We start from the raw sequence: 19,676 nt of genomic DNA, 5'->3' as shown, positions 1-19,676 counted from the left end.
GAGATTTTTTGTTTTGGAGACTGCAAGACGCTGGTCGAGGCCAGGACGACTCCGGAGAGCGGAGTCGCACAACTCGAAGATGGGAGTTGTGACCAGGACACTTCCTGGTGCAACTATTGTTGTGCAGCCGCCCCTTGTTGTCAAGAGCCAGTTTGCCCGGCCAGACCGCAGCCACGACGCTGGCTGTCTACACCGATCAGCTGGGCCGAGTGTGGCGCACGCCCGGTTCTTCATTCGATGGATATTATATCGTTATACGATATACTTTTAGACAACGAGGCTCGCGGAGAAACCTGGTTTCGTTATTGTCGAGCTCGACAACACCCAGCCGCCGATCGATACCGCCCACTTTCTTCGCAAGCGGTTGCGGCCTCAACAATTAGCCCTCGTGAGGCGGCACGAACACTGAGCGCAAATTTGTTAGCAAATGTTAGCAATTTGGCACCGACGGATGAGGCCTCTGATGGTCTAGTTATGCCGGCGATTTGGCGTGAGTATCCTCGGCGATTGCCCACTCCCTCCCGCACTCAGCGCTGCAAGGAACTGAGTATGCATGGTTTTTCGCGATTTTTGGGCGATACGACGAGTGCGCGGACTGAACAGCTCGCATCCAAGTAGATGTTCCTGCTGCGCCACGGAGGGAACAAACAATATGAGCCGCTGGATTGTCTTCGATGAATCGACCGCGCACGCGGTTCAGACCAGTGCCGGCGTACAACCTGAAATCAGACCGGAAACCGTGAAGGCCGGCAAGTTTTTCGATATGGCGCTGGAATCGCGCGCCTCGGTCGCTATCATGCCCGGCGAACATGCGGGGGGCGCCATTCTGATGCGAGTATCCCGGCGGGAGCAATCCAGGGAAACCGCGGCGGGAAGTCCGGCGTCCAACATCGCACCCGCCCGGCGTCCGACGTCCAACATGGCGCCCGCCGGTTTTTTGGGATTGTCCGACGGTATTGACATGGACAGCGAGCCGGAGCAGCCCAAGAAATGGTGGCAGAAGATACTGGACTAGCCGCTGGTTTCAGCGCTTCCACGATAGCAGTGGAAACAGAAAGAAAGAGGCCGCCTTGCGGGCGGCCTTTCCATAGGTAACAGAAGTTGTTTTCCGATTCGTCAGAAGACGAATGCCACCCCGCCTCGCACCGCCCGTGCTGACTCCAGCAGGTAGAGCGTGCGGCCGTCGTGTCCGATGACTGGTATATAGCCTTGCGCCAGCAGATTCCGCAGGTCCACCAAGGCTTCCATCTTGCCAGGGAAGAAACCGGTGCCGGGTATTGGCTGGCGCACGAACACGTTCAAATATGGGTCCATTTGTCCCGGCGAGCAATCAAACAAGTCCACCGGGGTGAGGGATTTCTGGTTCGCCGCTCGATAGGAAGTCGCCCAGCGGGTATGCGTCCCCGGTACCTTCCCTGCCAGCTTAACGCCCACTGAATGCCGCCATTGCTGGTGAATTACCGAACGCACCTGTGCCAGGGCAACGTCGTTCGACGCCAGATCCAGAACCCCGCCCCAGGCGTAGTTCACGGTGGCGGTCAGGTCGGGAGTCAGCTTCTGCTGGACTACGACGCGGAAGCCGTTGCTGTTGAGCTGTCCCGCGTTATAGGTAAACGTTTCCGAGTACAGATCAGGCAGAAGTTGGGCGAAGGGACCATTGAGGTCGCCGGCGCCGGTAAGGGCAGTGTTGCGGATATTATCCGAATAGGCCGCCAGCTGCACGCTGGTGTTTCCGCGGCGGTGGGAAAGCGAAACCTCCTGGTGGCGGGCTTTCTCCAGCACTGCGCCGCGCTCGTTCATGGAAACCCTGGGTCCGGTCTCGAGTACATCGCCGAGAGTCGAATCGAACCCCTTCGCGCCGGACGCGTTGGGCTCAGCGCTGGCGTAGCGGTATTCAAGAAAAGTGTTCGGCGAGAGGTGGGCGTCGATCGTGCCATAGGGCTTGATGGCGCTGTCGCGACTCAGGAACTGCACCGTCTGGTACTCAGTCCCGAAACGCAATTCAATGAAATCAGCGAGTGTCAAGGAATCCCCGACGTGCACCGACATCGCTTGCATAGCAGGCAGCCGCGAGTTGAAGTCAGGATTCGAGAAGCGGCGCACCGTAAGCGCCAGCTCGGGAGTGGAGCCGTTGTCCAATTTATGCGCGTAAGCGGCGCGGATGACGCCATTCTGCGGGCCGCCACCATAGCCGACGTTACCCTTCAGCGAAAGCGTGCCGGTGGAGAATAGCGATTTCTCGAAATTGAAGTGGGTGCTGACCTCGCCGGCGCTGCCGAATCCTTCGGCATCGCTGCCGGCGACAAACGCCACCGTGCCCTTTACTGCCGGCTTATCACCGGCGGCGCCCTTGGAGACCATTACCGGCCCATTTCCCACCACCCGCAACATCGGACGGTTGGCCGCCGAGCGCAAGGTCCACTTCCAGCCATCGTCATCGGAGGTCCCCTGGCGCTGGGGCAGCAATTGCACCGCTTCGAACAGGGTGCTGAGCGTGACATTGACGAGCACGCTGGCCCCCGCCTTCAATGCGACGTTCTCGCGCAAGGAGGGCAGAAACGAGGGAGCGGTGACTTTTACGTGATAGTTGCCGGGCACCAGCCCGTCGGCGCTGTAGAATCCGCGCCCGTCGGTGAATACCGTGACGGCCTGGGTTGCGGTGGAGAAAACCTCCACCGCGGCGCCCATTTGAGGCACCCCTGCGGTACTCCGGACGAAGCCGGTAATATTGCCCGGCTTTCCGGCCGCCGCGGCAGGAAGCGCGAGTGCCAGCAGGATCATTATGCATCCGAGCTTGCGGCCCATAAGCACCTCCATTGAAATGCGCGTCCCATGCTTCCGGCCTTGGTTACTCGACGGCGAACTTCGCCGTGGACTTCAAGTCCTGCTTCGAAATCAGGTCGTTCACCTTGATCGTAATCTGGTACGTGCCGGGCGAGATATTTTGCAGGGGCAGCGATTTTTCCAGCGTCACCTGCTCCCCGATGTTGCCCAGTTGCCCGGTGGTTTCGGCCAGTTGAACCACGGGTTTCTGCGTCGCCATGTTCACCACTTCGTAAGAGATGTTGGCGGACGGCTTGTGCGTCTGCTGGTCGATACCCAGGTTATAAACCTGCATCCAGAAATTCACTTTCTGATCACGCTTGAACGCGGTGGGCTGGCCATTGGCCGCGTCGACTCGCGGCCGCACCTTGGTATCGCCAATGACGAAGTTGCCTGCTCCAACGCTCTTGGTGGCTACCTTCTGCATCTCGTCGGCCACAATCAGCGAGGAAGATGCCAGCTTGTCCTCGCTGAACTCCGGCACCACAATGCCGCGGCTCCAGGTTCCGACCTTGTCGCCGTTCACATCCTTCAACACGATGTCGAAGCGGTAGTGTCCCGGGCGCAGCGGCAGTGCCTTCCAGTACACATGGCTGTTCTCGATGACCTTGGGCAGCAGCTCGCTCGGCAGGCCGTCGGTAACGGTGTCTTCAAATGTCTGCGCAACGCGGCCGGTCAAGGTGGTCACCCGCCCGAAGATATTCACCGCCATCCGCTGCACGCCTTCTTTGCCGGTCCAAGTCACGTCCTTGTTTTTAACCTGGATCGTAATCGGAACCAAAACCGTGTCCGAGGTTACCTTCACGAAATCAGCCCGCACATCAAAGGGCAGGAAGTTCATGGTGATCTTGTGGCTGACCACCTCTTCCAAATCCTTGAACTTAATTGTGGGGGCTCGGTTCAATTTGGCAAACTGCTCCAGACGGTCGAACTGCTTCGATTGCAGGTTCTGGTTGAAAGGTCCTTGGCCCAGGTTTTCCGGGTTGGTGAAGCGGTCCGCTTTGCTCGCCATGCCCATCTGTTCGTACATGGTGAGGCCGGCGCCGGGAACACGCAGCAGTGCATCCTTTTCCGAGCGGTCGTTGCTCATGTGATATTCATTGCACATGCAGCTGTCGACGAACTCAATCATGACTTCTTGCCCGATGCCTTCCAGGTAGCGGTAACGCCAAGTTTCGAAGGGATAGGTCGACGTTGTGCCGCCACCTTCCTCGGCGGGGCGTTCGTAGGTACCGCCGCTGGGATGAGATTCGATCTCATCGGGCTTGCCGTACATGATGTAAATGCGCCCTCGGTCCGTCCTCCAGCCGGCAACGCCGGCGGCGAAATGCTCATTGGCGTAGGCGATGCGTCGGTAATGCTCTTCCTTGTATTCGTTCTCCGGGCTATCCGGATTCGGGTTGCGGCGAAGCCAGAACTGCTCGATGAACTGATCGCGTTCCTCGTCGTTGCCTAATTGCTTGAAAGCGCCCCGCTCCTGATCGGTAATGATCCAGCGGACGTCCTCATCCAGCCACTTCCGGTAAACTTTACTGACCTCCTGTTTGAGGGCCTTCTGCTGCTGCTTCTGCTGTCGATCCGACAGGGGTCGTTTCAGCGGGTCCACTTTCTGCCCGCTTTCGTCTGGTCGGGAGGCCTGGGGCTGGGCGTCGGTCCTGCTGCTCTTGTCACTCTGCGCAAAGGAAGCGGCTACCAAACATACGGAGCCGGCCAGACTGAGTGCCAAGACACGACCCCAAACTACTTTGAGCGACATCGGAAGTGGACTCCTGGGAGACAATTCGGGCGCTTAAATTCTATGTTGTCGCCGCTCTTATTGCAAGAACCAGAATCATACTATTTGTGTGATCATGTGTCCCTATGTGCTGAGTTGCCAGTAATTTCCAGAGACTCGGGAGCACAATTCATCCCCGCAAATCGGGTTCCTTAACCGTGAATAGATAGCCGATATTCGCGGGATCTTCATATAATAGCCTTGGTACCTTCATTTATTCCAAACCACGAGCCCGATAGATCCGCACTCGCCTCCGGATGGAACTTCTCCGCTCTGGCCTGCGTATTCATGAGAGGCAGGTGGTAGCGTCCGTTTTAATCAGGCGGTACGCGCGAGGCATTGATTGAAAACGGGGAAAAAAATCGCGATTGGCGTCGGAATCTTAGTACTTGTGTCTGCGATTGTCGGCTTCACCGTCCACGAGAGCGGCAAGGGCGTGGTGGTGGTGCAGACCGGCAAAGTCACGCGTCAGGATCTCACCTCGATCGTCAGCGCCTCGGGTGAGATCAAGCCCAAGACGTACGTCAATATTGGCGCCAACGGTTACGGGAAGATCACCAAGCTTTTTGTGCAGGAAGGCGAGCAGGTCAAGAAGGGGCAACTGCTGGCCAAGCTCGATTACGTGCAGTCGGCCGCCGATGTTGCCTCGATGCAGGCCCAACTTGCGGGCGCCAAGACCGACCTGACCGCCTCGGAAGCAATGCTGAGGGGCGCGCAATCGGATCTCGACAAGGCGCGCGCTGATTACGACCGCGCCAAGCTCGATTATCAGCGGGGCGAGGCGCTCTACGGCCAGGCTCTGATTCCCAAACAGGACTTTGACACGCGCAAGGCGGCCTTCGAAGCCGCCGACGCCGCGGTTGCATCAGCCCGCGCCCGCATCGCGCAAACCAAAGCCCAGGCCGCAACCAACGCGGAACGCATCCGCCAAATGCAGGCACAGTTGACCCATGCCAGCGATGTACTGAGCAAGACCGAATATGTCTCGCCCTACGACGGCATCGTCAGCAACCTCCCGGTGCGCGAAGGCGAAACCGTCATCATGGGCATCCAGAGCTCGCCCGGCAGTTTGCTGATGACGGTTTCGGACATGTCGGTGGTTACCGCCGAAGTCATGGTGGATGAAACCGACATCGTGAATGTGAAACTCGGGCAAAACGCGGAAGTCACCATTGACGCCATCCCCAAGAAGACGTTTCACGGCATCGTCACCGAAATCGGCAACAATGCGGTAGTGCGCTCCACCGGGCTGGCCACAACGCAAACCACCACTGGCAGCCAGGAAGCGAAGGATTTCAAGGTGGTGGTGACCATCAAAGACCCGCCCGCCAACTTGCGTCCGGGCCTGTCCACAACCGCCAAGATTACGACCGCCTCGCGCGGCAGTGCGGTGACCATCCCGATCCAGGCGCTCACGGTGCGCCAGAAGGGTGATCTGGAGAAGAAGCCGGGCAAGGGCACGGTGCAGGCGGCGGCGCCGGCGCCCACCGCCAAAGACAAGGAAGAGATCCAGGGCGTATTCGTGGTGCGCAACAAGAAGGCTGAGTTCGTAAAAGTGGACACCGGCATTACCGGCACGACTGACATCGAGGTGACCAGCGGATTGCAGCCCGGCGACGAGATTGTGACCGGCAGCTATAAAGTGCTGCGCTCGCTGCGCAATGGGGCCTCGGTGAAGATTGACAATAGTGCCCCTAAAAAAGAGGACGAGAAGACCTAACGTTGTGACGCGCCGAGCGTCAAAGGCATAGAGGGGGTCTTTCTGCCGAGCGGCTAGCGCGGCGAAACGACCGATCCAGCGAAAAAAGTGAGAGACACGAAAATGGCCACTGAGGTCGCCAGCATATCGGAGCCGCTGATCGCGCCGCCGGATGGGTGCATCATCTGCACCGAGGACCTATGGAAGACTTACGACATGGGGTCCGAGCAACAGGTGCACGCGCTGCGCGGGGTGAACCTGCGCATCGAACGCAACGAATACGTGGCCATTATGGGTCCGTCGGGTTCCGGCAAGTCGACGCTGATGAACCTGATCGGTTGCCTCGATACCCCCAGCAAGGGCCGCTACTGGCTGAACAACCAGCTGGTCAGCGAACTGGATGATGACGAACTGGCGCGCATCCGCAACAAGGAGATCGGATTTGTATTTCAGACCTTTAATTTGCTGGCGCGCGCGACTTCGCTGCACAACGTGGAGCTGCCGCTGATCTACGCCGGCGTTCCGGCGGAAACGCGCATCGAACGCGCCAAGGAAGCGCTCAAGTCCGTGGGCATGGAGCATCGCATGATGCACAAGCCCAACGAGCTTTCCGGCGGCCAACGGCAGCGCGTCGCCATCGCTCGTGCCCTGGTCAATAAGCCTTCCATCATTCTGGCCGACGAACCAACCGGAAACCTCGACTCCCAGACCGGCAACGAGATCATGGCGGTGTTGGACGGACTACACGAGAATGGCAATACCATCGTGCTGGTAACCCACGAGCACGACATCGCCGAGTACGCTCACCGGGTCATTAACCTGAAAGACGGGCTGATTTCCGGGGATGTCCGCAAGGCCCACTAGCTCAATGTGGCTTGTACCTTTTGTTGCTGTACCCTGCTATTGATGCCTCGTCTTCTCGCCTTCCTCCTGTTGGCGTCCTGCTTTGCCGCCGGGCAAAGCGTGAATCTCCCCGGCCGCCACCCGCGTCAGCCTGCGCGCAGCATTGTCGGCAGCTACTGCCGCCTCGATTACGTCGGCTCTCGCCTCTCCAAGGAGGGCTGGGACCGCGTCAAGCCGCTGACCACGTGGCGGGACAATCCCGACTGGCGCGGCTTCACCGTCGTCTCCCAGTACGACATCACCAGCGCCAACGAAGGCATACGCTCCTCCAACGTTGACGTCGACTACACCGTCCTCGGCCGCTTCGAGCGTGGCATCGGCTATTCCGCCGAGCGCGCCAAGGACTCCGTCGCCTTCCGCCTCAAGGACAGCGATGGCTTATGGCGCATCGAGGAGATCGATCCGCCCATCAATCCTCACGTCTCCAAGCCCGCCGCCATCCTCTGGCTCAAGTCCGCCCTCGCCGGCGAGAAAGATGCAGCCGAAAAGATCGCGCTGGAAGAAGCACTCAAGGAACTGGGCGCCGCGCCGTAATCGCAAACGAAAAAGCCTCCCAACCTGGAGGCTTGTGCACCAAACAATGAAAAGGTCGAACTCTTACTGCACCACTCCCAAACCGGATTTTTCCGGCGCCGGCGTTGATTTCACGAAGTAGCTGTGGTCGTACAGATTGCGGTACATGAGCCCGGCGATCTCCGCCGCCTTGGGACCGAAGGTCGGACGGCCGCCCTCCAGGAACACCACCACTGCAATCCTGCCCGCCGCGGTGTTGGCGAAGGAGGCGAACCATCCTAGGCGTGTGCCATTGTTCGAGCAGGTGCCGGTTTTTCCAAGAACTTCTTCTTCGCTGAAGTTCCAGCGCACGCTTTGCGCCGTGCCATACTGGACTGCGGCGGCCATGCCGGGCGAAACCTCGGGAATCACCGGCCCGATGTCGAGATAGCGCTTGACCCGCGGCTCGAACGTGGAAATCTCTTCCGGGGTCGAGGGATGCTGCAGGTAATACAGCGTTCCGCCATTGGCGATGGCGGATACCAGCGCGCCCAATTGCAACGGCGTAAGCGAAATTCCCTGCCCGAAGGAGCACATCCTGCCTACCCCACCCATGCTCGCAGGCAGTTCTTCGGAAGGAAACGCTCCCAGGTGCTCGCCCTCGATGTTCCAACCCGCCAACTCGCCCAAGCCAAACTGGTGCGCGTAATAGCTGACCTTCTCAAATCCCATCTTCCGGCCCAGCGTTTCAAAAAACGGGTTATTGGAGTGCGCCAGGGCCTGTGTCAGGTCTATTCGTGTGCGGCGGCCGAGCTGGATCTTGGTCTCCCGGGTCACCACATTTTCGCTGAGCGCAGCCAGCGCCACCGCGATCTTGATCGTCGAACAGGGCTCCGCGCCCCCGGCGAGCGCCATCTTCTGATTGACCATGGCCAGGATGCGGCCGCTGTTGGGATCAATTGCCAAGACCGTGCCGTTGTGATTGCCCAGGGCGTCAATCGCGGCCGCGCGCACCACCGGATCTTCGCCCGTCGTTACGTCGCCGACGGTCAGGTCCTGGCTGGTGAATGAAGACGTCGCGTAGTGCTCGCGATAGCGGCTCCGCTGCAACCGGTGTCCATTTACCCACTCGTACTTGCTCACACGGCGGTGCCGGCGCTTGCTGACGATCTTTTTTCTAGTCCTGGGGCTTTCTACGACAGTCTTGGCCTTGTGAGTCTTGCGTGGCGTGGAAACCGTGGCTGCTGCGGCGCTTGCCGTCAGCGGCGCCATCATCGCGATCACGAGCACAACCTGGACTGCCAGAGAGCCTTTTAGCTTCAACATGAATGTCCGAAATCCAGTGACTGCCAGATTGTCCCGGCACGGATACACGACAACGCCGACTCGGCGCCGCATACAAAGGTCCGCTTGGAACTGAGGCGATAGTAAGAGAGTTCTAGGCTGGATTTCAATCCTAAACTGCTCCTCGGGCGCCATCCTCGTAGGCTTCCAGAGTGTTGGGATGCAGCGACTTAGGCCAGAGTTGTGGCAGGACAGGGACTTCCGTAAGCCCGACGTCGTGCGGCGGTCCCGGTGGAGTATCAGGTTTAGCAATAATAATTGCGCTGGTTAAGTGGAGAGCAATCAACTCCGCAGCTACTGCCTGTTAACCAATCAGATAATGCTTGCTACGGACGCGCCGCCGCAGTCGCACCTGTGCGTCGGCTTTGCGCGCGACATTGCCGCCGCAAGCGAGCATTGCAAATCGCGGGTAGAATTTGCATACTCCACCAGCACAACCAGTTATGAGCGAACCAGTAGTGGGGACACCGCGCAGGTCTGAACCGGCAACGGTCCCGCCCGATGAGCGCGGGCGTCAGCCCGCAGATGCGGCCGGCGAGTTCTGGGGCGGACTGGCAGCCATGCTGGTGGCCTTGCCCTCCGCGATTGCATTCGGGGTCGCTATCTATGCACCGCTGGGGGCCGGTTACGCGTCCCATGGAGCCATCGCCGGAATTCTCGGCACCACCGCGTTGGGCATTATCGCCGCCAGTTTCGGTGGAACCCGCCGGCTGATCACCGCGCCTTCAGCGCCGGCGGTCGCGGTGATGTCGGCTTTCGCCATTGAATTGACTCAGCGCGGCGTGGCGCCGTCATCGGCTTTGTTGTTGTTGGCCATGGCCACAGCTCTCTGCGGCATTTTGCAGGTCAGCTTCGGGCTTTTTGGCTTTGGGCAATTGATCAAGTACATGCCGTATCCCGTCGTAAGCGGCTACCTCAGCGGCGTGGGGTTGATCATCATTGTCAGTCAAATCCCCAAGTTCCTCGGCGTTCCCGGGCGCTATCACTTTTGGGAAGGGCTGCTCTCGCCGGCGGAATGGAAGTGGCAGAGCATGGCGGTGGGCGTGGTCTCGGTCGCGGTCATGGTATTGGCGCCATGGGTCACCAAGAGAATTCCCGCGGCCATCCTCGCCCTCACATCTGGAACAGCAGTGTACTTTGCGCTCGCACTGGCGGACCGATCGCTCCTGGTTCTGGCTGGGAACAGGCTGGTAGTCGGCCCGCTGCGCGATGCCGGCGCCGGCTTGCTGGCTTCCATGGCAGGACAATGGCACGCGTTCAGCGCGTTCGATCCCCGGCAACTCGGCGTAGTCATTACGCCGGCGCTCACGCTTGCAGTTTTGCTTTCCATCGACACGCTGAAGACGTGCGTGATCCTCGACTCGTTGACGCGAAGCCGGCACGACTCCAATCGGGAGCTGATCGGCCAGGGGCTGGGCAATCTGACATCGATGGCGATGGGCGGCGTCCCCGGCTCCGGACAGATGGGCGCCACCCTGGTAAACCTCGGGAGCGGTGGACAAACCCACTGGTCCGGCGTGATTGAAGGCGCACTGGCACTGGCAGCGTTCCTCGTTCTTGGCAACCTGATCGCCTGGATTCCGATTGCGGCATTGGCGGGCATCCTGATCGTGGTCGGTACGCGCATGTTCGACCTGAACAGCCTGAGCCTGCTGCGCTCGCGATCAACGGTGTTGGATTTTGTGGTCATCGTCACCGTCGTGGTCGTCGCCGAGACAGTGGGTCTGATCGCCGCGTCGGGAGTAGGCATCGGACTGGCCATCCTGTTGTTCCTGCGCGAACTGATCGGCGGCACGGTGGTTCGCCGAAAGGCGTATGGAAATGAGCGCTTCTCGCGGCAGATGCGCCTTCCCGAAGAGATGGAAGTGCTGGTCAGCCGCGGCAACCGCACCGTCATTTTCGAACTCCAGGGCAGCTTGTTCTTCGGCACCACCGACCAGCTTTACAGTGAACTGGAACGGGAGGTGAAACAACGCGATTACGTCGTGCTTGACATGCGGCGGGTGCAATCGGTGGACATAACCGCGGCCCACATGCTGGAACTGGTGGAAGACATGATGTCGGAGCGAAAGGGGACGGTGATCTACAGTCACATGCCGGAAAAGGTGCCGAGCGGCCAGGACATGCAGCAGTACTTCGACGAGGTGGGATTGGTGCGGACAGAGCATCACGCGCGCGTGTTCGAGCACCTTGACGATGCGCTGGAGTGGATCGAGAACCGCATCCTGGCGGAAGCAAAACTCGCGTCTCCCCAGGAACCACCTCTGGAAATCCGCGACATGGCCATGTTCCAGCAGCGAAGGGAGGAGACGCTGGCCGCCCTGGAGGCAGGCACGGAGAGGCGCGCGTTTCGAGCCGGCGAACGCATCTTCGCGCACGGGGACCGCAGCGACGAGTTGTACTTCATCCGCCAAGGCTCGGTGCGCATCCTGCTGCCCCTGGATGGAAGAACCGGACACCACCTGGCGACGTTCGGTCGCGGCGATTTTTTCGGCGAATTGTCGTTCCTGGACCAGGCGCCACGCTCGGCGGACGCGGTGGCGCTCACCGACGTGGAACTTTATGTCCTGAGCCGCGCGCGGTTCGATCAACTCAGCGCGCAGCACCGCATGCTGGCGCTCAACCTTCTGCAAGGAATTGCCACGGCCGTGGCTTCGCGCCTGCGGCGCACCGACGTGGAGTTGAGATACCTGAAGGAATCGTAATGGCCCGAAGCGGCGCGTGCGAACTTGCGAAACGCGGGCCGCCGCTTTTGAGCAGTGACCCGCCTCAATCTGACGACCTGTGAACTCTTAGCCCTAATTGCTCTCGTTGCGCTTGCGGATGAAAGCAGGCACGTCCAGGTCATCTTCCTCGTAGTTTGTCTTGACCGAGCCCTTCACGTCGGCGATGGAAGTCATCTCGCGCTGGGGAGCGGCCGCGCGCGATGAAACCGCTGCCGCCGTGGCGACCGCGGCGGTTACATTCGAGACTTCCGCCACCGGCTGCGGCTCCGGCTCGACGATGCGCGGCTCAGGGCGAGGCGCAATATAGGCGGAGGCGCTGCGCACCTGCGAAATCGCCGCCGCGGCCGCCGAGACTGCGCGCTCGTGACGCTGGACATGGTGGTCGGCCTTGAAGCCGGTCGCGATCACCGTAATCTTCACCTCATCCTTCATTTTCTCGTCGAGCACAGCGCCGAAAATAATGTTGGCATCCTCGTGCGCCGCAGTCTGGATGATGGTGGAGGCTTCGTTCACCTCCGCCAGCTTTAGCGAACTGGAACCGGTGACATTGATGAGGATGCCGCGCGCGCCGTTAATCGCTCCGGCCTCCAGCAGTGGCGAGGCAATGGCACGTTGCGCGGCGTCGGTGGCGCGGCGCTCTCCCTTGCCGGTCGCGGTGCCCATGACGGCGTAGCCCATTCCGGCCATGATCGCCTTCACGTCCGCGAAGTCGCGGTTGATGATCCCAGGGATGGTAATGATGTCGGAAATCCCCTGCACCGCCTGGCGAAGAATATCGTCGGCGACGCGGAACGATTCGAAGAAACCGGCGTTCTGCGCCACTGCAAGCAGCTTCTCGTTGGGGATGACGATCATGGTGTCGACCGAGTCGAGCAACTCCTGCAGCCCGCGCTCGGCTTGCGACATGCGGCGCTTGCCTTCAAAGCCGAATGGCTTCGTCACCACCGCGACCGTCAGTGCGCCCATTTCGCTGGCCAGGGAGGCGATGATCGGTGCAGCGCCGGTGCCGGTGCCGCCGCCGAGACCCGCGGTGACGAACACCATGTCGGCGCCTTCGAGAGCTTCGATGATCTTGTCGGCATCCTCAAGCGCGGCTTTGCGTCCGACCTCGGGATTGGCGCCCGCGCCCAGCCCGTTGGTGAGCTTGACCCCCAGTTGCAGGCGCAGCGGGGCGCGCGACATCTCCAGCGCCTGCAGATCGGTGTTGGCGGTCATGAACTCGATGCCTTCGAGCTTGGCGTCGATCATGCGGTTGACGGCGTTGCCACCGCCTCCGCCCACGCCGATGACCTTGATCTTGGCTTGATTGCCCGGATCTTCGTTGAATTGAATGCGGATGCCGTCTGCGCTATTGCTCATATCGAATGTCCAGCCCGATCAGCTCCCGTTTCCATTTAGTTCCAGGTTGCAGTTTCCAGCTTCCGGCCCTGAGTTTCCAGTGACCAACTAAGCTCCACGTCGTGCAAAAAGCGACTTGAGCTTGGCGCCGAGGCCATTGCCGCCGTGCGTTCCGTGGGCCAGGCGGGCCCGATACCCGTAAAGCGCCATGCCGATCGTGGTGGCGTATTCCGGTTCGGCCAGCGCCGCTGGGAGCTTTGCGATAGGCACCGGTGACGCGATACGCGCCGGCTTGCGCAGCACGGACTCGGCGATTTCGGTGAGGAACGGCAGGCGCGAGCCCCCGCCCGTCATTACGATGCCGGCAACGCACATCTCCAGCACACCCGCCTGGCGCAGGTGGTCGCGCAATAATTCGCACAGCTCGCGCGCGCGCGGCTCCAGCACCTCGCCGAGCAGCCGCTGCGCCATCAAGCGTGAAGGGCGATCGCCAACACTGGTAACCTCGATCTCGTTCCCCTCCGGAATACGCGTCACCACAGCGCAGCCGAACAAGCGCTTGACCTTCTCCGCGTCGGCGAGCGGCGTGCGAAGTCCGACCGCGACGTCATTGGTGAAGTGATCGCCTCCGATGGGCACCACTCCGGTATGCACGACGGCTCCGTCATGAAACACCGCGATGTCGGTCGACCCGGCGCCGACATCCGCCAGGCAGACACCGAGTTCCCGCTCGTCGCTGCGCAGGACCGAGTCGCCGCAGGCGAGCGCTTCGTAAATCGTGTCATCCACGTGAATGCCGGCCCGGTTTAGCGCGGTGACGACGTTCTGCGTCGCGGTCGCGGCCGCGGTCACGACGTGCACCTTCACCTCCAGCTTGGAGGCGACCATGCCCGCCGGTTCATGCACCCCCGCCTGCTCGTCGAGGATGAACTCCTGCGGCAGCAGGTGCAGGATCTGGCGGTCGGGCGGGAGCGCGATGGCGCGGGCGCGCTCCACCGCCTGGCGCACGTCTTCGCGGGTAATCTCGCGCGGCTTGGATGCCAGCGTGATTCCGCCCTGGCTGTTGACGCCGCGGATATGGGCGCCGGCGACCCCGACCACGGCGTGCTCAATGGGAGCTCCGCAGGCGTCCTCGGCATCCTGCACCGCCTTTTGAATGGAAGTAACCGTGCGATCGAGGTCGACGATCACGCCCTTGCGAAAACCCCGGGTCTCGATCACGCCGTGGCCGCAGTAGCGCAGCCCGGCATCGGTGATCTCGACGACTAGCGCGACCGTCTTCGCGCTGCCGACGTCAATAGCGGTCAGTAGATTGTGGTTCTGCTTACCCATGGGCCCCGAACAGAATTGAAAATTTGAAATTTGAGAATTTGAAATCTAATCGTCGCCTGCCCATGCCTCGATCGATCACAACAACCGGGCTGAAATTTCACATGCTCAAGTTCCAACTTCAACTGCTCAACGCCGCGCCCTCCTTCGTGGCTTGGTCCCGCTTGGTTTGGCCACGCTTCTGGCCTGCGGCGGGTTGTTGTCATCGGGATTCACGATGACCTGCCGGTCATAGCGCAAATCCACCGAATGCACTTTCTGAAACTGCTGCCGCCACTCCTGCACGTGGGCGACATAAACCTTGAAGCGCTCCAGGTACTCGGAGGAGCCAAGGTGCACGAGCACTTCCCCGTTGGGATCGGCAACCGTGACCTTCACGTCCTCGGGATCGCCGAGATCCACCTCGCTGAGATCCCGCGAGTAGTTGGCGCCCCCGGAATCGAGGTCGTGAAGCACTCGGCAGAACAACTTCATTCTCGCCGCGCGAGTGGACAGAGGCTCGGACACGCCCATCCCGACGATTACCGGGAACGAATACTTGCGTGCCGCCGCGGCGGGAAGGTCCATGACCACCCCGTTGCCGTCAATCAGCGCGATTTTCGAGCCGACCTGGACGAATGCCACCGGCGTGCGCTCGCGGATGCCGATCTGCAGACGGTTGGGCAGCAGCCGCATCACTGACGCCGATTCCACCCAGGGAATTTCTTCCAGCTGCTTGCGGCGTTCATCGAGCGGGATGAAAAACACGTTGCGGCCGATGTCGCCGCCCATCACGTCCATCACTTGAGCGCGGGTGACGTGGCGGATGCCCGAAATTTCGAGTTGGTCGCTGGAGTCAAGCCGGAAGCGCCAGGACTGCGCGCCGTAGCGGTAGGTCATCATCGTGATGGCGCCAAACACGGCCGCGATGGCTACCACAATGAGCGCGATTTTCAGCCGGTTGGCGGCCTTGCGCGGCAGCGGACCGCGGCGCACCGGCACCCGCTTCTGACCGCGTAGAAATGCCGGCTCCTCCTCCACGTCGAGGTCGAGCAGCCGGGAATCCAGTGCGTCGTCTGGATCCTCAGTCGCAGGGACGGCGGCGCGAGAGTTGATCGCATCGTCCGGAATCAGAGGGACGTTGTTCCGTGGCATGAAAAAAAATTTGGTCTCGCGAAAATCGCCGTGAGCGCAACTATAACTTCTTTTTCGCGGAATGGGGCGAGAGAAATTACAGCGGGCGTTGTCAGTTCTTGATACTCAGGGGGGACCATGCGGCGGCTTAGAGGATGGTGAGAATCGCAGAACGGACCGCGGCGGCGTGCCGGACACTGGCCTGGGTCCGACGCAGACTGGATTCTTCGGCGCGAGCCTGGCGGTCGCGGGCTTGCTCGGCGCGATGCAACAGGCGCAGCGCGGAATCGGTGTCTCCGACTGCGGTCTTGTACATGGCCGCAAGGTACAACGCCTTCGGGTTCTCGACCGCAACCCGGGGCGCCGGCGCGAGCGCGAGAGCCAAACCGATGATGAGTCCGCCAATGATGGTTTTCATGATCTCAACCCCACTACGCTTACATACATACAGACGGGGCAGGGGCCATTTCGTTATGGCGGCAGGGAATTTTTTTTCAGCCGTAATTGGCGAACTCACTCGTTAGAGACAGCCGCGCGGGTGTGCTGGAGCGCGTCGAGGACCTTGGGCCCAAGTTGCGAAACGCTGCCCGCGCCCAAAGTAAGGATCATGTCCCCGGGCCGGGCAACCGCGACCGCGGCTTGTGCTGCCTCCGTGAACGATGCCGCGTAAATCACCAGCCTGTCGCCCAACTTGGCCATACGTTCGGCAAGAGCTTGGGTGGTTACGCCCGCGATCGGCGGCTCGCTTGCCGGATAAATGTCGAGAAGAAAAAGCGAGTCAGCGTCATGAAACGCTCCGCCAAATTCATCCATCAGGGCCTGAGTACGGGTATAGCGATGCGGTTGGAAAATGACATGGATGCGCGGATAGCCACACTGACGCGCCGCCGCCAGGGTGGCACGAATCTCTGTAGGATGATGGCCGTAGTCGTCCATGACGCTGACGCCCGCGGCTTGACCGATCAACTGCAGGCGGCGGTCCACCCCGCGGAAGTCCGCCAGCGCAGAACGGATGTCCTCGACCGGCACGTCCAGGCCGATTCCGACGGCGATTGCGGCAGTCGCGTTCAGGACGTTGTGGACGCCGGGGACGCGGAGATGAAAATCGCCAAGCGAACGGCTGCCGTAGTCGACACCGAATCGAATCGTCGGATTCTCCGCCTTCCTGACCAGCTCAGAGGAGCGAATACAGAAGTCTGAGCCTGGGCGGGTACCGTAGGTCACAGTCCGGCGGCGAACGCGCGGCAGCAGCGCGCGCAGTGCGTCGTTATCGCTGCAGGCTACCACCATGCCATAGAACGGCACCCGGTCCATGAACTCGATGAATGTGCGCTCAATGTCGCTCATGTCGGCGTAGCAGTCCATGTGCTCGCGATCGATGTTGGTCACCACCGACAGGATGGGCGAAAGCTTCAGGAAAGAGCGGTCGCTCTCGTCGGCCTCGGCAACCAGGTACTGCGATTTCCCGAGACGTGCGTTGGAGCCCATGGCGTCCACGCGGCCGCCGACGACAACGGTCGGATCCAGCCCTCCGGCAGCCAGCACGGCCGCGATCATGGACGTCGTCGTCGTCTTGCCATGCATTCCGGCGACCGCGATGCCGTACTTCAAGCGCATCAATTCGGCGAGCATTTCCGCGCGCGGAATGACGGGAATATGCGCCTCTCGGGCGGCGCTGACCTCGGGATTGTCAGCGCGAACCGCCGAGCTGATGACGACGACCTCGGCGCCGCCGACGTTACCCCCCTTGTGACCCTCGAAAATTATCGCCCCAAGCGACGCCAAACGCTGCGTGACCGATGACGACTTCAGGTCGGAGCCGGAAACTTTGTAGCCGAGATTGAGCAGGACCTCCGCGATGCCGCTCATGCCGATGCCGCCGATGCCGACGAAATGAACGCGTTGAATTTTGGCGAACATATACCCGGCCGTCTGTGCCTGGCCCTTGGCCCACCATTGTAAGTTACGGAGCCGCGCCGGACGCGAAACGGCCGGCCGCTAATAAGCTAACCGCTGATGGCGGTTCCTGCCAGTTTGCCGGCCAGGCGCGCGATTTCACCGGCAGCGTCGGGGCGCGCAAATTTGTGCGCTGCCATGCCTATGGCACGTAAGCGCACGGGATCGTTCAGCAGTTGCGCCGCAGTTTCCGCCAGTTTCTGCGGCGTCAGTTCCGACTCCGGAATCAGCATGGCGGCGTGATTGGCTGAAAGCGCTTCGGCATTGCGTCGCTGGTGGTCATCGGAGGCGCGCGGAAAGGGCACGAAAATGGCGGCTTTGCCCGCCGCGGCGATTTCCGCAACCGTGCTTGCTCCCGAGCGGCAGATGACCAGGTCGGCGCGCGCGAAGGCGCCCGGCATGTCATGAATGAACGGAGAAACCTCCGCCGTCATGCCGGCGTGGAGGTAGGCGGCTTGCGCCTCTTTATCGTCGCGCTCTCCGGTCTGATGAATGATGCACAGCCCGGGAACAGTCTGCCGGAGCAGCGGCAGCGCCTCGATCAGCGCGACATTGAGCGCATGTGCTCCCTGGCTGCCGCCAAAGAGCAGCAGCGTCGGTGGCGTGCCGTCCGCGCGAGGCGGCATCTGGAAGAATGCGCGGCGCACGGGTATGCCGGTCACCACGCAGCGGCGAAACCAGTGGCAGGTTTCCGGAAACATGACCGCCGCGGCCGAGATCATGGGGGCCACCAGGCGATTGGCGAAGCCGGGCACTAGATTAGGCTCAAAGGCGACCGTCGGCACGCTGCTCAGCGCGGCCGCCAGCATGCCCGGGCCGGAAGCATAACCGCCGACGCCGATGACAACGTGCGGGCGGAATTCACGCAGAATTTCCGAAGCGGCAAGGATGGCGCGGGGAAGCGCGAACAACGTCTTGAGACGCGTCGCGATGCTGACGTTTTTCAACTGGCCGACATCGATCTGCTTGAGCGTAAATCCCGCCGCCGGAACGAGGCGGGTTTCGATGCCCCGCGCGGTGCCGACGAACATGATTTCCGCGTTGAACCTGTCGCGTAGTTCGTTGGCAATGGCGAGCGCGGGGATCACATGTCCGCCGGTCCCCCCGCCTGCCAGTAGCGCACGCATAATTTAAAGATAGCACCCGATCATCAGCCCTAAGAATTCCGCCGGCAAATCACCCAAAGCGGCTGCTAATCGGTCTGCTGCGTGATGTTCAGCAGCACGCCCACGCTCACCAGGGTGACGAATAGCGACGAACCGCCATAGGAGATGAACGGCAGCGGGATGCCCTTGGTAGGCGCCAGTCCGAGCACCACGCTGATATTGAACAGAGCCTGCACGCCGACCATGGCGCCGATCCCGGTCGCAAGGTAGCGCGCAAATACGTCGTCGGTAATCACCGCGGCGCGAATGGCGCGATAAAGGAAGACCACGAACAGCACCACTATGATCGTCGCTCCAAGCAGGCCGAGTTCCTCGGCCGTTACCGCGAAAATGAAGTCGGTGTGCGGTTCGGGAAGATAGAAGAGTTTCTGCTTCCCTTCCATCAGGCCAACGCCGGTGAGCCCGCCGGTTCCGACCGCGATCAGAGACTGGATGATGTGGAAGCCGCGGCCTTGTGGATCGGAATAAGGGTCAATAAAGGCGAGAATGCGCTGGTAGCGCCACGGAACCCGAACGATGAAGATATAAAAGAAGAGCGGCAGCGGCGCGAGCGCGTAAGCATAGTACTTCAGGTTCATGCCCGCGACAAACAGGATGACTGCGCTGATCGCTGCGCAGGCGAGTGCGGTGCCAAGGTCGGGCTGTACCAGGATCAGTGCCGATATCACGACCGCGGGCGCAAGGGCCGGGACCAGCGTGTTCCGCATGTCGTCCATGGACTTGGTGCGGGTTTCGAGGAAATAGGCAAGGAAGAGGATCAACGTGGGCTTGGCAAGTTCCGACGGTTGGAATGACAGCGGCCCGAGCTTGATCCAGCGATGCGTGTTGTGCGACCGGTCGAGAAAGAAAACCAGCACCAGCAGCAGCGTGGTCACCGTCATAAGCGAAAAAACCACAGCCGGATGCTTGTATCGCCGGTAATCCAGCTTCATGGTTCCCATCATCGCGGCCAAGCCCGCGAGCGCCCACCCGAATTGGCGCACGACGAAGTGATACGGCGAGCCGAAGCGGTC

The 19,676-nt window shown here is 61.0% G+C and carries 15 protein-coding genes; 5 read left to right on the top strand and 10 right to left on the bottom strand.

Annotated features, from left to right (window positions below; translation table 11 throughout):
• Positions 1-652: 652 nt before the first annotated feature.
• The gene (locus tag VFI82_15680; GenBank protein ID HET7186127.1) at positions 653-1,015 is read left to right on the top strand and encodes a hypothetical protein; all 363 of its coding nucleotides are present in this window, start codon (positions 653-655) and stop codon (positions 1,013-1,015) included.
• 101 nt (positions 1,016-1,116) lie between these two features.
• On the opposite strand, the gene VFI82_15675 is transcribed toward VFI82_15680, so the two are convergent.
• Together VFI82_15675 and VFI82_15670 are read right to left on the bottom strand one after the other, a co-directional pair.
• Positions 1,117-2,805, bottom strand: a complete 1,689-nt coding sequence (locus tag VFI82_15675; protein ID HET7186126.1) for a carboxypeptidase-like regulatory domain-containing protein — start codon at positions 2,803-2,805, stop codon at positions 1,117-1,119.
• Positions 2,806-2,848: 43 nt separating this feature from the next.
• Complete coding sequence (locus tag VFI82_15670; protein ID HET7186125.1) at positions 2,849-4,429, bottom strand: GWxTD domain-containing protein; 1,581 nt, start codon at positions 4,427-4,429, stop codon at positions 2,849-2,851.
• A 559-nt stretch (positions 4,430-4,988) separates the two neighbouring features.
• On the opposite strand from VFI82_15670, the gene VFI82_15665 reads away from it, so the two are divergent.
• The 3 genes from VFI82_15665 (at position 4,989) to VFI82_15655 (ending at position 7,733) form a co-directional block, all read left to right on the top strand.
• Complete coding sequence (locus VFI82_15665) at positions 4,989-6,317, top strand: efflux RND transporter periplasmic adaptor subunit (protein HET7186124.1); 1,329 nt, start codon at positions 4,989-4,991, stop codon at positions 6,315-6,317.
• Positions 6,318-6,419: 102 nt separating this feature from the next.
• The gene (locus VFI82_15660; GenBank protein HET7186123.1) at positions 6,420-7,160 is read left to right on the top strand and encodes an ABC transporter ATP-binding protein; all 741 of its coding nucleotides are present in this window, start codon (positions 6,420-6,422) and stop codon (positions 7,158-7,160) included.
• Between the two features lie 42 nt (positions 7,161-7,202).
• A complete protein-coding gene (locus VFI82_15655; GenBank protein HET7186122.1) occupies positions 7,203-7,733 on the top strand; it encodes a hypothetical protein in 531 nt (176 codons plus the stop codon).
• A 63-nt stretch (positions 7,734-7,796) separates the two neighbouring features.
• Here the strand turns inward: VFI82_15655 and VFI82_15650 are convergent, their stop codons facing one another.
• Positions 7,797-9,017, bottom strand: a complete 1,221-nt coding sequence (locus tag VFI82_15650; protein HET7186121.1) for a penicillin-binding transpeptidase domain-containing protein — start codon at positions 9,015-9,017, stop codon at positions 7,797-7,799.
• A gap of 461 nt (positions 9,018-9,478) precedes the next feature.
• On the opposite strand from VFI82_15650, the gene VFI82_15645 reads away from it, so the two are divergent.
• Entirely contained in the window at positions 9,479-11,740 is a 2,262-nt protein-coding gene (locus tag VFI82_15645) for a SulP family inorganic anion transporter (GenBank protein HET7186120.1), read from the top strand.
• 93 nt (positions 11,741-11,833) lie between these two features.
• Here the strand turns inward: VFI82_15645 and ftsZ are convergent, their stop codons facing one another.
• From ftsZ to ftsW, 7 genes are all read right to left on the bottom strand, one after another.
• Complete coding sequence (gene ftsZ / locus VFI82_15640; protein HET7186119.1) at positions 11,834-13,120, bottom strand: cell division protein FtsZ; 1,287 nt, start codon at positions 13,118-13,120, stop codon at positions 11,834-11,836.
• 87 nt (positions 13,121-13,207) lie between these two features.
• Positions 13,208-14,431 (bottom strand): cell division protein FtsA, encoded by a 1,224-nt coding sequence (ftsA, locus tag VFI82_15635; GenBank protein HET7186118.1) that lies wholly within the window; start codon positions 14,429-14,431, stop codon positions 13,208-13,210.
• Between the two features lie 126 nt (positions 14,432-14,557).
• Positions 14,558-15,562 (bottom strand): FtsQ-type POTRA domain-containing protein, encoded by a 1,005-nt coding sequence (locus tag VFI82_15630; protein HET7186117.1) that lies wholly within the window; start codon positions 15,560-15,562, stop codon positions 14,558-14,560.
• Between the two features lie 127 nt (positions 15,563-15,689).
• Positions 15,690-15,959 (bottom strand): hypothetical protein, encoded by a 270-nt coding sequence (locus VFI82_15625; GenBank protein HET7186116.1) that lies wholly within the window; start codon positions 15,957-15,959, stop codon positions 15,690-15,692.
• Between the two features lie 95 nt (positions 15,960-16,054).
• Complete coding sequence (gene murC, locus VFI82_15620) at positions 16,055-17,461, bottom strand: UDP-N-acetylmuramate--L-alanine ligase (GenBank protein HET7186115.1); 1,407 nt, start codon at positions 17,459-17,461, stop codon at positions 16,055-16,057.
• An 86-nt stretch (positions 17,462-17,547) separates the two neighbouring features.
• Positions 17,548-18,624, bottom strand: coding sequence for an undecaprenyldiphospho-muramoylpentapeptide beta-N-acetylglucosaminyltransferase (gene murG, locus VFI82_15615; GenBank protein HET7186114.1), 1,077 nt, complete (start codon positions 18,622-18,624; stop codon positions 17,548-17,550).
• Between the two features lie 65 nt (positions 18,625-18,689).
• Positions 18,690-19,676, bottom strand: a 987-nt coding sequence (ftsW, locus tag VFI82_15610) for a putative lipid II flippase FtsW (GenBank protein HET7186113.1), incomplete at its 5' end; no start/stop codon positions are given.

This window comes from Terriglobales bacterium (genome assembly GCA_035691485.1).
Taxonomy (GTDB): domain Bacteria; phylum Acidobacteriota; class Terriglobia; order Terriglobales; family Acidobacteriaceae; genus JAIQGF01.
Note: the sequence above shows the minus strand (reverse complement) of the source record. Positions and strands in the feature narration are given on the sequence as shown.